We start from the raw sequence: 13111 nt of genomic DNA, 5'->3' as shown, positions 1-13111 counted from the left end.
CAATATTATGTAAAGTTAAAAATTCGTTCAAATATAAGCGTTTTCATTGATTTAATTTTTTGAATTCAATAAATATTTGTAAAAAAACTCGATTTCTATGTTAAAATTAGAAAATGTTTTAGATAAAACGGAGGTACAAGATAATGGAAGTTGCAGATACTAAAAGCTTTGCAGTTGAAAATATATTAATTGCCCATCACTTATTAAAAGATGTTGTTGTACATACACCACTTCAAAAAAATGAATATTTATCAGAAAAGTATGGTGCCAACATTTATTTCAAACGTGAAGATTTACAGCACGTTCGTTCATTTAAGTTGCGTGGTGCATACTATAAAATTAAAAAAATTGAAGAAGCAGCGCGTGCAAGTGGTGTAGTGTGTGCAAGTGCTGGTAACCATGCACAAGGCGTAGCATTTGCCTGTGCTCACCTAAACATTAAAGGTGCGATCTTCATGCCTTTAACAACGCCAAAACAAAAGGTCGATCAAGTTCGCATGTTTGGTCGTAACAATATTGAAATCATTTTAGCTGGTGACACATTCGACGATTCCGCAGCAGCAGCAATGGACTACTGTGATGAGCACGATATGATCTTTATCCACCCATTCGATGATTTAGACATCATGGCGGGTCAAGGTACAGTAGCAGTAGAAGTGATGAATGACATCGAAGAACCAATTGACTTCATCTTCGGTGGAATTGGTGGCGGCGGTCTAATGGCTGGAATTTCTTCGTATGTGAAGAACCTATCACCAAACAGTAAAGTCATCGGTGTAGAGCCAGCCGGAGCAGCAAGTATGAAGGCTGCCTTCGATAACGATGGCCCAACGACTCTCGATAAAATTGATAAATTCTGTGACGGGACAGCGGTACAATGTGTTGGAACGAAAACGTACGAAATTTGCCGCAAATATTTAGATGATATCGTCCTTGTTCCAGAAGGGAAAGTCAGTACAACGATTCTAGATTTATACAATAAACACGCCATTGTTGCTGAGCCATCTGGTGCCCTTCCAGTAGCAGCCCTTGATTTATATGCAGATCAAATTAAAGGCAAATCTGCAGTTGTCGTAATCACAGGTGGAAACAACGACATTAGCCGTATGCAAGAAATTCGCGAAAAATCGTTATTATTTGAAGGACTTTTATATTATTTCATCGTCAATTTCCCGCAACGTGCTGGTGCATTACGCCAATTCCTAACAGTTGTGCTTGGTCCAAACGATGATATTACAACTTTCGAATATACGAAGAAAAACAACAAAGAAGCTGGTCCTGCCCTAGTTGGAATCGAAGTAAGCAAGCCCGAAGACTATCAAGGTCTTGTCGACCGCATGCGTGTCAACGGCTTCGAATTTAAAGAAGTGAATAAGGATAGTACGTTGTTTGGATTGTTGGTTTAATTTAGAGATTTACGCACTCGATTATGTATCGAGTGCGTTTTTTATTTGGTGTTTAATTGGTTATGTGCGAAATTCATGAGTTTATGTGCGGTTTTTGGGGGCTTATGTGCGATATTCGTGACTTTATGTGCGGTTTTTGGGGGCTTATGTGCGATATTCGTGACTTTATGTGCGGTTTTTGGGGGCTTATGTGCGATATTCGTGACTTTATGTGCGGTTTTTGGGGGCTTATGTGCGATATTCGTGACTTTATGTGCGGTTTTTGGGGGCTTATGTGCGATATTCGTGACTTTATGTGCGGTTTTTGGGGGCTTATGTGCGATATTCGTGACTTTATGTGCGGTTTTTGGGGGCTTATGTGCGATATTCGTGACTTTATGTGCGAGTTTGTTCAATTTACGTGCGACTTAGCACATTTCATAAAAATCCCCAAAAGAAAAGAGGCCATCTCAAATTTGAGATGGCCTCTTTTCTATTAGCCCAGTAACGCTCTGTCTGAGTTCATTTTTTCTCCACGGATTTTTTCGAACTCGGTCATTAAGTCTGGGATCGTTAAGTTTGGTTTTTTATCTTCATCGATTGTTAGGATGATTTGACCTTTATCCATCATAATAAGGCGATTTCCTAAATCGATGGCTTGTTGCATATTGTGGGTAACCATTAATGTTGTCAGGTTCCCTTCTTCAACAAGTTGTTTCGTTAATTTTGTAATCAACTCAGCTCTTGAAGGGTCAAGGGCTGCTGTATGTTCATCTAGTAGCAAAATGGCAGGTTTCGTGAAAGTCGCCATTAATAATGATAAAGCTTGGCGTTCTCCACCTGAAAGCATTCCTACTTTTGCATTTAAACGGTTTTCTAAGTTTAACGATAGCTTTTCCAAAGATGTTCTAAAAAAGTCTTTACGTCCTTTGCTTACACCGCCACGTAACCCACGTTTTGCGTTTCTTGAGTAAGCAATGGCCAAGTTTTCTTCAATTGTCATGGAAGGTGCTGTACCAGCCATTGGGTCCTGGAACACACGGCCAATATAATGTGAACGTTTGTATTCAGGAAGTCTTGTTACGTCTTTGCCATCAATAATAACCGAACCGAAGTCTGGTGTTAATGCGCCAGAAATCATGTTCATCATCGTAGATTTACCTGCACCGTTACTCCCGATAATTGTAACGAAATCGCCAGGTGCTAAGTGTAAGTTAATATTGTCTAAAGCAATTTTTTCATCGGGTGTGCCTTCATTGAAAATCTTGTTGATACCCTCTAACTTAAGCAAGGTGATTCCCTCCTTGCGCAACATTTTGTTCTCCTAGACGCTCTGATCGTCGTTTTGCTTTACGTGCTTTTTCCCGTCGTTTATCAACAACTTGTGGAATAACAAGCGCTAAAATTACGATAACTGCAGTGATCAATTTCATATCAGATGTATCTAACCAATCGATACGTAATGCGATTGCATAAATAATACGGTAAATAATTGCCCCTGCCACAACAGCTAATGTTGTACGGAAAATAGTTTTTGTTCCAAAAATGGCTTCACCAATAATTACTGATGCTAATCCAATAACGATCATTCCGATACCCATATTTGCATCAGCAAATTTTGAATACTGAGCGATTAAAGCTCCAGAAAATGCAACTAAGGCGTTAGAAATCCCAAGACCTAACACGATTAAAGAATCTGTGTTTGCCGAGAAGCTGCGAATCATTCTTTTGTTATCACCTGTTGCACGGATCGCCAGCCCTACTTCTGTTTTTAAGAACCAATCTGCGATAAATTTAATAATTACCGTAACGATTAATACTAATAGAACAGTTCCCCAAGTCGATGGTGCTGATTGAAAACCTAAAGTCTCTCGAATAAAGCTATTCATCGCATCATCAATACCTAAATTACCCCAAAAACCTTGGAATTGGGAAAAAATTGTGTCAGAGTTCATAAGTGGAATATTTGGTTTCACAATTGCATTTTCTGCAGATAACCCCATAATGCGTAGATTGATTGAATACAACGCAATCATCATTAAAATCCCTGAGAGCAGCGGATTGATCTTACCTTTCGTGTGTAATAGTCCTGTCATACATCCTGCAATAAATCCAGCAACAATTGCCATCAATGTAGCTAATACTGGGTTGTAGCCTAGTGCAATCATCATTGCTGCAGTAGCCGCACCTGTAACAAAGCTGCCATCAACCGTTAAATCCGGGAAATCTAACACTCGGAATGTTAGATACACCCCGAGTGCCATAATTGCATAGATGATTCCTTGCTCAACCGAACCGAACAATGCTGTAAACATGGTGAATCATCTCCTTACTACCTGTAAATTATTTGCTAAATTCTGCGTTCCAAGTGTCTTTAATTTCAAGACCTAAGTTGTCAGCAGTTGCTTTATTAATAAGTAATTTTAAGTTTGCTGGGTATGCTGATGGAATTTCTGATGGAGTTGCTTCACCGTTTAAAATTTTCACAGCCATTTGACCCGCTTCATAACCGATATCATAGTATTCAAAACCGTATGCACCTAAACCACCACGTGCTACAGAATCTAACTCACCCACCATTAGTGGAAGTTTTTGAGCATTTGCAACGTCTACTACAGACTCTAATGCAGAAACTACTGTGTTATCCGTGATGATGTATAAAGAATCTACTTTACCAATTAAAGATTCAGTTGCTTGTTTTACTTCAGCTGAAGTTGAAACTGCAGCTTCTACTAATTCAAGACCTGCTTCTTCTAAAAGTGTTTTAATTTGCTCGATTTGAGCAACTGAGTTTTGCTCACCAGTGTTGTAAACTGTACCTACTTTTTTAGCACCTAGTTCGTCTTTTAAGAAGTTAACAGTGTTTGAAATTGTATCAGGGTGTAAGTCCACTGTACCTGTAACGTTTGCACCAGGGGCTTCCATTGAATCGATTAATTCAGCACCAACTGCATCTGTTACTGAAGTGAAAATGATTGGAATATCTGATGTTGCACCTTTAACTGCTTGTGCAGATGGAGTTGAGTTAGCGAAAATTAAATCAACGCCTTCATTTACTAAGTTTTGTGCAATTGTAGTGTTCATTGATTGATCATTTTGAGCGTTTTCTTCAACAAATTCTACTTCAAGTCCTGCATCTTCAAGTGCCTTTTTAAAACCATCTGTCGCAGCATCTAATGAAGGATGCTCTACGATTTGTGTAATACCAACTTTAAATGATTTTGCTTCTTCAGTTTTAGTGTCTGTACCTGTATCAGTAGAGTCAGTAGATTTTTCTCCACCGCCACCACATGCTGCAAGTAATAGAACTAAACCAAAAAGCAAGAAAGAAAGTTTCTTCATAATTAGTCAATTCCCCCCGAGTTTCTCTAGTCCAACTCATTAATTAGAATTTTCTAAATATATTAGACTATTCTAAAAAATTTGAGTTTATCGATATATTACAATGTACTCATTTAATAGTCAACAAGAATCAGAACCTACTGAACTGACCAAATAAGTAATTATTGCTTCTACAATACCATTTTGACGCTTTAAATCGCTAAACTATCACAATTTACAAAATAATTTGTTATATTAGTAAACCATCAATTTTGTGACAATTTTTCGACTTTTTTCGCACTTCAGCTATCTTCCGCAATTTCCCTAGATTTTTTGATATAAATTTGACATAAAAAATAAACTATATTAATATATTACTTTGTGTGATTATAAGAAAATATCAATTGTCAGGGTTTGAACAGTGTCTAGCTACAGGCGCCTTTCACTTTTCTTATCCACCGTGGTTCGAAACCATCCCACGAAAAAAAACTAAGGAGAAAAGAATATGAAAGTAAAATTTTTAGCTACAACAGGGATTATTGCGGCGCTTTATATTGCTGTAACTATGTTAGTAGCACCATTTGGATTTACGGAAATTCAATTCCGTGTTTCTGAGATGTTTAATCATTTAGTAGCATTTAACCCACGTTACATGCTTGGTGTTGTGATTGGTGTGTTTATTGCCAATTTATTCTCACCACTCGGCCTTTATGACCTAGTATTTGGAGTAGGTCATTCCATCATCACTCTTGCAATCTTCCTTTTGATTTGTAAGTTTGTAAAAAACACACTGGCACGTATGATCATTAACTCATTCTTATTTACGTTTACAATGTTTATCATTGCGTTTGAGTTAAATCTTGCACTAGAATTACCGTTTCTATGGACATGGTTAACTTGTGCAGTTGGTGAGTTGGTAGTGTTAATTGTTGGGGTGCCGATTATGCATCTTTTAAATAAACGTTTAAACTTTAAGGACTTAATTTAACGTTTCAAACCGAGAGCCATAATGCATCTCGGTTTTTTTATCGCGCGATTTTTCTGAAAACATTGACAACGAGGAACTAAAAGTCTACAATACTAGTTAAATCATTGTTCGGGTACGGTAGCAGGTTGCGGGAGCGCGACCACCGACAGAGCAAAGCAGAGTTTAGATGAGAATAGCAGAGTAAATTGATGAATAAGAATAGTAGCGATTTCGAACGCTTAAGAGAGCTAGTGGTTGGTGGAAACTAGTGCGCTAGATTCGTGAATGGGCCTTATGAGAGCAACTGACTTATGTTAGTTGACGTCTTTCCTACGTTATAAGGAAGTGTTTTCAGAGTTTTGGGCTTTTATTCTGACCAAAACATGAATTCACGCCAAGGTGGAAGTACAATTACTTCAACAGAGGTGGCAACGCGGTATAATATCGTCCTCTACAAAAGGAAATTCCTTTTGTAGAGGACTTTTTTATTTCCGAAAAAACTCACCCTCACCTATTCTTACCTGCTAACTTCAAAAATTAGGAGGATGAAAACTTATGAATATCCAATTATTCACAAGCCGAGTAAACGCTAGGGAAAACTTACCTTTTGAAGATATGGTTCAAGCTGCAAAACTTGTATTTAATGAAGAAACTCCAAAAGAGGACATTAAATCTTTCCTACTTACCTTAAGTGCAAAAGGTGAAACGGCCGAAGAAATTGCAGGTTTTGCAACGGTCATGAAATCAAATGCAGTAGAAGTGCCTGTTCCAGATGGTAAATATATCGATAACTGTGGTACAGGTGGTGACGGCTTAAAAACGTTCAACATTAGTACAACATCCGCTTTTGTCCTTGCAGCAAATGATGTGCAAGTAGCAAAACACGGGAACCGTAAAATTTCAAGTGCTTCAGGGAGTTCCGATGTCTTACAAGCGCTAGGCATTCATACAGAGTTTACTGTGAGTGATTCTGTTGAACTACTACAACAACATGGCATTGCGTTCCTTTATGCTCCTTCAGTTCACCCTAAATTAAAACGCCTTGGTGAAATTCGTAGAGATATTGGGAAACCAACTATTTTTAATATGTGTGGCCCCCTGACAAACCCAGTCAATTTAAAAACGCAACTCGTTGGCATTAATCGCCCTGACTTAGTCGAGGAATATGCAAATGTTTTACGATTACTTGGTCGTGAACGGGCTGTGGTCGTTTCGGGTACACAAGGCATGGATGAAGCTTCTCTTGATGGTGATAACACACTCGCCCTTCTATCTAACGGCGAAATTCAATCCTTCACTATTAATCTTGAGAAGTTAGGTCTATCCCCTGTCCCAATCACTAAATTAATTGGTGGGACGCCGGATGAAAATGCTGTGATTCTACGCGAGCTATTAAACGGAAAGCTAAGCTCATATTTTGATGCCGTTTTATTAAATGCAGGGCTTGGATTCTTCGCATATGGACTTGTAGACTCTGTAAAAGACGGGGTCGACATGGCACGCGAAAGCATTTTATCTGGTAGAGCCTTATCAAAACTAGATGAGATCATTTCATTCAGTCAGGATATTTTAAAGGAGCGTGCAATTTAAATGACCATTTTACAAACCATTCTTGAACATAAAGAAACATTAATTCCAGAACTGTTAGCGAACAAACCGAAATTTGATGTACAACCAAAAGTACGTCCTTCCTTATATGATGTGTTACGTAAATCTGACACACTTCAAGTGATCTCAGAAATGAAGCGTGCCTCACCTTCGAAGGGACTCATTGCTGAAGGCACAAACCCTGTTGAGCAAGCAACAAAATATGAACGTGCAGGAGCAGCTTGTATCTCTGTTTTAACAGAAGAAAAGTATTTCAAAGGTTCGTTTCAAGATTTAGCAGATATCGCAAATCACGTTGATATCCCACTTTTAAATAAAGACTTTATTATTCATGAAGTGCAAATTGACTACGCAAAAGCTGCTGGTGCTTCGGTTATTCTTTTAATCGTTGCGGCACTATCAGATAAACAACTAAAAGCTTTCTATCAATACGCAACAGCTTTAGGTCTTGATGTATTAGTCGAAGTTCATAACGAGGAAGAGCTCGACCGCGCATTAGCCATCAAACCAAAAATCATTGGTGTGAACAATCGCGATTTAAAAACCTTCCAAATGGATTTAGCGCAAACGGAAAAGTTAGCTGAAAAAATCAACGCCCATGAAGAGATCGCGTTTATTAGTGAAAGTGGCATTTGGAACGCAGAGGATGCAAATCGGGTTGCCAATGTAGGTGCTCGTGGTGTTTTAGTCGGTGAATCGTTAATGCGTAGTGGAAATGTTGAAGAAGCTTTACAATCCTTACAAGTATCCCTTCCCTTCTTCGTAAAGGACGTGAAGTAATGGCTAGGGTAAAAATTTGCGGGTTAAAGGAAGAAGAACATGTGCAAGTAGCCATCGAAGCAGGTGCTACTTGGATTGGGTTTATGTTTGCTCCAAGTAAACGTCAAATCTCGTTCGAACGTGCCGCACAACTTGCACAACAAATCCCGTCTCATGTAAAAAAAGTCGGTGTTTTCGTCAATCCAACCGAAGAACAAGTTCACCAAGCCGTCCAAGTAGCTGAACTTGATTACGTCCAATACCACGGCAATGAAGAGGCGCAGTTTATCAAAAATTTAGGCTACCCTTCCATTAAAGCATTTTCGATCCGTTCATATGAAGATGTTGAAAAAGCAAGCAAATATGACGTCGATTACTATTTATTCGATGCTCCTGGTACGGACTTTGCAGGTGGGAGCGGGAAAGTGTTTGACTGGTCCCTACTTGATCAGCTTTCTATTTCCAAAGAGCGCATCATCTTAGCGGGTGGTTTAAACCAAGAAAACGTCGGTCGTGCCATCGCCCAAGTGGAGCCTTTCGGAGTGGATGTATCAAGTGGTGTAGAACGTGATGGAGTAAAAAATAGCGAATTAATTAAACAATTCATAGAAACTGCGACAACTTCAATTTCAGTCGCTAAGGAGTGAACCAATAATGACAACAACAGTAAAAGGTAGATTTGGCCGATTTGGTGGTCAGTTTGTTCCAGAAACATTAATGACGGCACTTCAAGAACTTGAAGAAGCCTATGATCAATATAAAAACGATGAAGAATTTCAAAATGAATTGAAATATTACTTAAAAAATTACGTAGGTCGCGAAACACCACTTTATTTTGCTGAACGGTTAACAGATTATTGTGGTGGAGCAAAAATTTATTTAAAACGTGAAGATCTCAATCATACAGGTGCCCACAAAATTAATAATGCGTTAGGGCAAGCGCTACTAGCAAAACGTATGGGGAAGAAAAAAATCGTCGCTGAAACGGGTGCCGGTCAACATGGTGTAGCAACTGCAACTGCTTGTGCCCTATTAAATCTTGAATGTATCGTGTATATGGGCGCAGAAGATGTAAAACGCCAAGCTTTAAACGTGTTCCGTATGGAGCTACTTGGTACAAAAGTAGTGGCTGTTGAAAAAGGCTCTGCTACATTAAAAGATGCGGTAAATGAAGCATTACGTCACTGGGTTACAAACATTGACGATACCCATTATATTTTAGGTTCAGCACTTGGACCTCACCCATTCCCAACAATTGTTCGTGACTTCCAACGTGTGATTGGGGACGAAACAAGAGCACAAATTTTAAATCTTGAAAATCGTCTACCAGATGCTGTGGTTGCTTGTGTAGGTGGTGGCAGTAACGCAATCGGTATGTTCTATCCTTTCGTAGAGGATCAAGATGTTGCTTTATTCGGTGTTGAAGCTGCTGGTAAAGGCGTTGCAACTGGACTACATGCTGCGGCGATTCAAGGTGGGCAAACAGGAGTTCTTCACGGTGCCTTTATGTATTTATTACAGGATGAAAATGGCTTTGTCCAAGAAGCTCATTCCATCTCAGCAGGCCTAGATTATCCAGGTGTCGGACCAGAGCATTGTCACCTTCATGAAAGTGGACGCGCTAAATTCGATACAGTGACAGATGATGAGGCATTAGAAGGCGTGAAGTTACTATGCCGTACAGAAGGAATTCTACCAGCATTAGAAAGTGCCCATGCCATTTATTACGCTTCAAAATTAGCAAAAACAATGTCACCGGATGAAATTCTTGTTATCTGTTTATCAGGACGTGGCGATAAAGATGTTCATACAATCTCTGAAGCACTTGGAGGGAATTTATCATGAGTCAATTAAAAGATGCGATTTTAGCGACAACCGCAAATGGCGATAAAGCATTCGTCCCTTACATCATGGCAGGTGACGGTGGTTTAGAAAAGCTTCAATCAACCATTTCAAAGCTTCAGGAACTCGGTGTGACGGCAATTGAAGTAGGTATTCCCTTCACAGACCCTGTTGCAGACGGCCCTACAATTGAGCGTGCCGGTGAACGTGCATTAGCAAACGGCACAACTTTACGAAAAGTAATTGAAACGTTAGCGGGATTTGCTTCTGAAATTAAAGTTCCTCTTGTAGCTATGACCTATTTAAATCCGATTTTAGCTTATGGCGTTGAACAGTTTGCCCAAGATGCGAGTGCTGCTGGAATTCGTGGTGTGATTATTCCCGATATGCCATTAGAGGAAAAAGACATTATTCATCCTGCTTTACAAGAAGCAAATATTGCCCTTATCCAACTCGTTTCTTTAACAAGTACGCCTGAACGAGTGGAACGTTTAACAAAAGCAAGTGAAGGATTTATCTATGCCGTAACAGTAAACGGCATTACAGGTGCACGCTCTAGCTTTGCAAATGAATTAGAGGAGCACTTTGCCAAAATTCAAGACTACACGGATACCCCTGTTTTAGCAGGATTTGGAATTTCTTCTCCAGATCACGTCAAAAGCTTCGGCGCATTTTGTAGCGGAGTGATTGTCGGCAGTAAAATTGTTGACAGCTTAGCAAATGACGATTGGGCGACGATTGAGGAATTAGTATTAGCTTCTAAAGTAGCTACAGTACGGTAGATTTTGAGGTTGGCGGAATTATTTCAAAGTTTGACGGGATTTTAAAACAAAATGGCGGGATTTTCACCATTTTTGGCGGGATTCCAACTAGATTCAGGTTGTTATTAAATTTATATATAGGGAGATGTTAGCAATGAGTCAAACAGCAATTAAAAATGGGTACTATGGGGATTTTGGTGGTAGTTTCGTTCCTGAAGATTTACAAGAAGTTTTACAATACATTGGGGAGCAATACGAGAAATATAAAAATGACCCTGAGTTTAATGAAGAGCTAGAGTACTACTTACGTGAATATGCTGGCCGCGAAAATCCTCTTTATTTAGCTGAAAATTTAACAAAACAACTTGGTGGTGCCAAAATCTACCTAAAGCGTGAAGATTTAAATCATACAGGTTCTCATAAAATTAACAATGTACTTGGTCAAATTTTATTAGCAAAACGTATGGGTGTAAAACGTGTCATCGCGGAAACGGGCGCTGGTCAACATGGTGTGGCAACTGCTACTGCGTGTGCGATGTTTGGTATGGAATGCACAATTTACATGGGTGCAAAAGATACAAAACGCCAAGCTTTAAACGTATTCCGCATGGAGTTATTAGGTGCAGAAGTCGTGGCGGTAGATAAAGGTCAAGGTTTATTAAAAGAAGCGGTAGACGAAGCGTTTGCAGATTTAGTCGCAAACTATAAAAATACGTTTTATTTAATTGGATCTGCTGTTGGACCGACTCCATATCCGGAGATGGTTGAACATTTCCAATCGATTATCAGTAAAGAAAGTCGCGCTCAACATTTAGCGAAAGAAGGTAAACTTCCAACTGCTGTGGTGGCTGCTGTTGGTGGTGGTAGTAATGCAGCGGGTGCTTTCTACCATTACATTAACGATGAAGAAGTACGTCTAATCGGGGTTGAACCTGCTGGAGCGGCTACATTATCAAAAGGCTCGCCTGCTGTATTCCACGGATTTAAAAGTTATGTGTTACAAGATGAAGAAGGCAATCTTTTAGATACTGAATCAATTGCTGCAGGTCTTGATTACCAAGGTGTTGGTCCACTACATGCCTACTTACATACTACTGGTCGTGGTGAATATGTAACGGCAACGAATGAAGAAGTATTAGAAGCATTTAAAACATTATCACGAGTAGAAGGCATTATTCCTGCATTAGAAAGTTCTCATGCAGTGGCACATGCATTAAAATTAGCACCTACCCTTTCACCAGAAGATAGCATTATTGTTAATGTATCCGGGCGTGGCGATAAAGACGTAGAGCAAGTTTTTGCCATGTTAAATAAGTAAGAAAAGCGGAAGTGGCTCGTCCAGCTCCGACAACAACTGGAGGGGCTGACAAAAGGGCGCTCTTTGCCCTTGCAGACAGCACCGAAGTTGTCGAGGAGCTAGCCACTGTAGCTAGACATAAAAGAAGGCTAGCAGAACGGGGTTTTTGCCCATTCTCCTAGCCTTCTTTTATGAAATCATTTTATTTTTTCGTTGTAATTTATCTAACATATCAATCGTCATTTTTGCTAAATCATAGTCTGCTTTGAAGCCCCACTCTTCTACGGCAGCGGATGAATCAATTGCATTTGGCCAGCTATCCGCAATTTTTTGGCGAACCGGATCCACATCATAATCCATTTTGAACGATGGGATATGTTTTTTAATTTCCGCTGCGATTTGGGAAGGTTCAAAGCTCATTGCTGAAATATTAAAAGCATTGCGATGTTTTAATTTTTCCCCATCTGCCTCCATTAAATTGACAATGGCTTGTAGCGCATCTGGCATATACATCATGTCCATATACGTACCTTCTGCAATATAGGATGTGTATCGTCCTTGCTCAACGGCTTTATAATAAATATCAACCGCGTAATCAGTCGTTCCCCCACCAGGAGGCGTAACGTATGAAATTAACCCTGGGAATCGCACACCGCGTGTATCCACACCAAATCGGTTAAAGTAATAGTCACATAACAATTCTCCCGCTACTTTATTCACCCCATACATCGTTGTGGGACGTTGGAGCGTATCTTGAGGGGTGTTGTCTTTTGGCGTTGATGGCCCAAATGCACCAATTGAACTTGGTGTAAAGAACTGTAAATTTAACTCCCTTGATACTTCCAACGCATTCATTAAGCCACCCATATTTAAATTCCATGCGAATAACGGATTTTTTTCTGCGGTAGCCGATAGTAAAGCCGCCATATGAATCATCGTATCTGCCTCAAATTGCTTGGCAAGTTCAAACATACGCTTTCCATCTGTTACATCTAATATTTCAAACGGACCACATACGCTCGTGTCTTTTCGAATATCCGTTGATAAAACATTCTCTTCCCCATACATATCACGTAATTTCACAATAAGCTCAGAACCGATCTGACCTAACGCACCCGTTACAATTATTTTTTTCATGCTGCAACCTCCTCTGTTAGAAAACAATTGTCCA

The 13111-nt window shown here is 39.6% G+C and carries 13 protein-coding genes, 1 riboswitch and 1 other annotated feature; of the genes, 9 read left to right on the top strand and 4 right to left on the bottom strand.

Features of this window, described 5'->3' with window-relative positions:
• The first annotated feature begins 143 nt into the window (after positions 1–143).
• Both ilvA and EK386_RS09090 read left to right on the top strand, forming a co-directional pair.
• The gene (ilvA, locus tag EK386_RS09095; RefSeq protein ID WP_126658847.1) at positions 144–1406 is read left to right on the top strand and encodes a threonine ammonia-lyase IlvA; all 1263 of its coding nucleotides are present in this window, start codon (positions 144–146) and stop codon (positions 1404–1406) included.
• Positions 1407–1468: 62 nt separating this feature from the next.
• A complete protein-coding gene (locus EK386_RS09090) occupies positions 1469–1885 on the top strand; it encodes a hypothetical protein (RefSeq protein ID WP_126658846.1) in 417 nt (138 codons plus the stop codon).
• Here the strand turns inward: EK386_RS09090 and EK386_RS09085 are convergent.
• The 3 genes from EK386_RS09085 to EK386_RS09075 are packed head-to-tail and all read right to left on the bottom strand — an operon-like array spanning position 1882 to position 4727.
• Positions 1882–2676 carry an ABC transporter ATP-binding protein gene (locus EK386_RS09085; protein WP_126658845.1) on the bottom strand — a complete coding sequence of 265 codons (795 nt, stop codon included), beginning with the start codon at positions 2674–2676 and terminating at the stop codon, positions 1882–1884. The two genes, EK386_RS09090 and EK386_RS09085, sit on opposite strands and share 4 nt — an antisense overlap.
• Positions 2669–3700 (bottom strand): ABC transporter permease, encoded by a 1032-nt coding sequence (locus EK386_RS09080; RefSeq protein ID WP_126658844.1) that lies wholly within the window; start codon positions 3698–3700, stop codon positions 2669–2671. The genes EK386_RS09085 and EK386_RS09080 overlap by 8 nt, the downstream gene beginning before the upstream one ends.
• A gap of 28 nt (positions 3701–3728) precedes the next feature.
• Positions 3729–4727, bottom strand: coding sequence for an ABC transporter substrate-binding protein (locus tag EK386_RS09075; protein ID WP_126658843.1), 999 nt, complete (start codon positions 4725–4727; stop codon positions 3729–3731).
• 433 nt (positions 4728–5160) lie between these two features.
• Positions 5161–5205: riboswitch (PreQ1 riboswitch) on the top strand.
• A gap of 6 nt (positions 5206–5211) precedes the next feature.
• Here EK386_RS09075 and EK386_RS09070 point away from each other — a divergent pair.
• The 7 genes from EK386_RS09070 (at position 5212) to trpB (EK386_RS09040) (ending at position 11961) form a co-directional block, all read left to right on the top strand.
• Positions 5212–5694, top strand: a complete 483-nt coding sequence (locus EK386_RS09070; RefSeq protein WP_126658842.1) for a QueT transporter family protein — start codon at positions 5212–5214, stop codon at positions 5692–5694.
• Positions 5695–5873: 179 nt separating this feature from the next.
• Positions 5874–6128, top strand: a binding site (T-box leader).
• Between the two features lie 100 nt (positions 6129–6228).
• On the top strand, positions 6229–7263 hold the full coding sequence (trpD, locus tag EK386_RS09065) for an anthranilate phosphoribosyltransferase (RefSeq protein WP_126658841.1): 1035 nt from the start codon (positions 6229–6231) through the stop codon (positions 7261–7263).
• Complete coding sequence (gene trpC, locus EK386_RS09060; protein WP_126658840.1) at positions 7264–8061, top strand: indole-3-glycerol phosphate synthase TrpC; 798 nt, start codon at positions 7264–7266, stop codon at positions 8059–8061.
• Positions 8061–8687, top strand: coding sequence for a phosphoribosylanthranilate isomerase (locus EK386_RS09055; protein WP_126658839.1), 627 nt, complete (start codon positions 8061–8063; stop codon positions 8685–8687). The genes trpC and EK386_RS09055 overlap by 1 nt, the downstream gene beginning before the upstream one ends.
• 7 nt (positions 8688–8694) lie before the next feature.
• Complete coding sequence (gene trpB, locus EK386_RS09050; RefSeq protein WP_126658838.1) at positions 8695–9885, top strand: tryptophan synthase subunit beta; 1191 nt, start codon at positions 8695–8697, stop codon at positions 9883–9885.
• Positions 9882–10664: a tryptophan synthase subunit alpha gene (trpA, locus tag EK386_RS09045; RefSeq protein WP_126658837.1), complete on the top strand. Its 783-nt coding sequence runs from the start codon at positions 9882–9884 to the stop codon at positions 10662–10664. Before trpB (EK386_RS09050) ends, trpA begins: the two co-directional genes overlap by 4 nt.
• 133 nt (positions 10665–10797) lie before the next feature.
• On the top strand, positions 10798–11961 hold the full coding sequence (gene trpB, locus EK386_RS09040; RefSeq protein ID WP_126658836.1) for a tryptophan synthase subunit beta: 1164 nt from the start codon (positions 10798–10800) through the stop codon (positions 11959–11961).
• Positions 11962–12129: 168 nt separating this feature from the next.
• On the opposite strand, the gene EK386_RS09035 is transcribed toward trpB (EK386_RS09040), so the two are convergent.
• Complete coding sequence (locus tag EK386_RS09035; protein ID WP_126658835.1) at positions 12130–13077, bottom strand: L-threonine 3-dehydrogenase; 948 nt, start codon at positions 13075–13077, stop codon at positions 12130–12132.
• Positions 13078–13111 lie beyond the last annotated feature (34 nt).

This window comes from Lysinibacillus antri, from assembly GCF_003977595.1.
Lineage (GTDB): Bacteria > Bacillota > Bacilli > Bacillales_A > Planococcaceae > Ureibacillus > Ureibacillus antri.
Note: the sequence above shows the minus strand (reverse complement) of the source record. Positions and strands in the feature narration are given on the sequence as shown.

Coding starts and splice junctions, on each gene's coding strand:
- EK386_RS09080 (WP_126658844.1), bottom strand. CDS start 3,700: ATGTTTACAGCATTGTTCGGTTCGGTTGAGCAAGGAATCATCTATGCA.
- EK386_RS09055 (WP_126658839.1), top strand. CDS start 8,061: ATGGCTAGGGTAAAAATTTGCGGGTTAAAGGAAGAAGAACATGTGCAA.
- EK386_RS09075 (WP_126658843.1), bottom strand. CDS start 4,727: ATGAAGAAACTTTCTTTCTTGCTTTTTGGTTTAGTTCTATTACTTGCA.
- trpB (WP_126658838.1), top strand. CDS start 8,695: ATGACAACAACAGTAAAAGGTAGATTTGGCCGATTTGGTGGTCAGTTT.
- EK386_RS09090 (WP_126658846.1), top strand. CDS start 1,469: ATGTGCGAAATTCATGAGTTTATGTGCGGTTTTTGGGGGCTTATGTGC.
- EK386_RS09070 (WP_126658842.1), top strand. CDS start 5,212: ATGAAAGTAAAATTTTTAGCTACAACAGGGATTATTGCGGCGCTTTAT.
- trpB (WP_126658836.1), top strand. CDS start 10,798: ATGAGTCAAACAGCAATTAAAAATGGGTACTATGGGGATTTTGGTGGT.
- trpC (WP_126658840.1), top strand. CDS start 7,264: ATGACCATTTTACAAACCATTCTTGAACATAAAGAAACATTAATTCCA.
- EK386_RS09035 (WP_126658835.1), bottom strand. CDS start 13,077: ATGAAAAAAATAATTGTAACGGGTGCGTTAGGTCAGATCGGTTCTGAG.
- ilvA (WP_126658847.1), top strand. CDS start 144: ATGGAAGTTGCAGATACTAAAAGCTTTGCAGTTGAAAATATATTAATT.
- trpD (WP_126658841.1), top strand. CDS start 6,229: ATGAATATCCAATTATTCACAAGCCGAGTAAACGCTAGGGAAAACTTA.
- trpA (WP_126658837.1), top strand. CDS start 9,882: ATGAGTCAATTAAAAGATGCGATTTTAGCGACAACCGCAAATGGCGAT.